2 protein-coding genes are annotated in these 1,000 nt (G+C 35.1%); both read right to left on the bottom strand.

Annotated features, from left to right (window positions below):
- Nucleotides 1-301: 301 nt before the first annotated feature.
- The gene (locus FL972_RS19740) at nucleotides 302-703 is read right to left on the bottom strand and encodes a putative toxin-antitoxin system toxin component, PIN family (RefSeq protein ID WP_186299959.1); all 402 of its coding nucleotides are present in this window, start codon (nucleotides 701-703) and stop codon (nucleotides 302-304) included.
- The gene (locus FL972_RS00005; RefSeq protein ID WP_144602139.1) at nucleotides 687-914 is read right to left on the bottom strand and encodes a hypothetical protein; all 228 of its coding nucleotides are present in this window, start codon (nucleotides 912-914) and stop codon (nucleotides 687-689) included. Before FL972_RS00005 ends, FL972_RS19740 begins: the two co-directional genes overlap by 17 nt.
- Nucleotides 915-1,000 lie beyond the last annotated feature (86 nt).

Below are 1,000 nucleotides of genomic sequence, written 5' to 3'. Positions count from 1 at the left end.
ATTTAAGGACGAAAGCTTTGAAAAAGGGGGCAAGGGGGATTTTAGGAAATACAGTGGAAATACGATGGAAATATGCCTTCGGCGAAATACCTCTCCCGCAAATTGGCCAGGAGAGGAAGAGTATTTTATTCAACCTCAATCTCTTAGGGACTTTGCTTCTTCGCGAGTGATAAAAAGATATTTGAAGAAATTTTCAAGATATGCCTTCGGTATAAAGGGAACGAAGTCCATTGGAAATAGGTCTGAGTCGAAATAAAGTTATGGAAAAGTACGCCTCAAATGCTTTCTTTCTACTTCGAGATTAACAAATAAAATTCTTTTGGTGAGAGAATTTTAGTTTTCTAAACTGAGTGATATTAAAATCATGGAAATTTCCGGTAATCAAATAATCTGCTTTGCAATCAAGGCTTAATTCTAAAAATTTATTGTCGCTTTTGTCTTCGAGAATATCTATACTTCTGTTTGGAGTAAAAAATTTTGCGCTAATGCTAAGTTGTTGTAGAACGAAATTCGCACTGATGTAGAATTCTTTAAACTTGGAAAATTTTGGTCTTGCCAAAACCTCGGTATATTCGGTGAAAATTTCTTCCGAAAGGCATAATTCAATTTCTTGATCTGAAAATATGGCTTCTAAAACTTTAGAAGGATAACTTCTTGATATCAGTGCAGAAATTAAAACATTGGTGTCAAGAACTACTCTCATTCCGGATCTCATTAATTTCTGAGTTGATCTCATCCTCCGTAAGTTTGGAAAGACCAGCGGATTTTGCTGCCTTTTGAGCAGCTTTTAGTGCCTGAAGTGTTAATTCATTACCAATTTTAGAGACAAGATCATTGAAATAAAGAGAGTCAATATTTTCTAGTCCAAATTTAGAGATATCGCTTTCCTTGATTTTTAAAGTAATTGTTTTCATCTGTTTATTATTTGTTTTTCAGTGGTCAGATGGAATGCCCTACCCCGATTTATCGGGGCATCCCCTTGTGTGAGATTTTTCCTCAT

This window comes from Algoriphagus algorifonticola (genome assembly GCF_007655305.1).
In the GTDB taxonomy this organism is placed as follows: Bacteria; Bacteroidota; Bacteroidia; order Cytophagales; family Cyclobacteriaceae; genus Algoriphagus; species Algoriphagus algorifonticola.
Note: the sequence above shows the minus strand (reverse complement) of the source record. Positions and strands in the feature narration are given on the sequence as shown.

Excerpts from the sequence above, each read along its gene's own strand:
- FL972_RS19740 (WP_186299959.1), bottom strand. The coding sequence starts at position 703 with ATGAGAGTAGTTCTTGACACCAATGTTTTAATTTCTGCACTGATATCA.
- FL972_RS00005 (WP_144602139.1), bottom strand. The coding sequence starts at position 914 with ATGAAAACAATTACTTTAAAAATCAAGGAAAGCGATATCTCTAAATTT.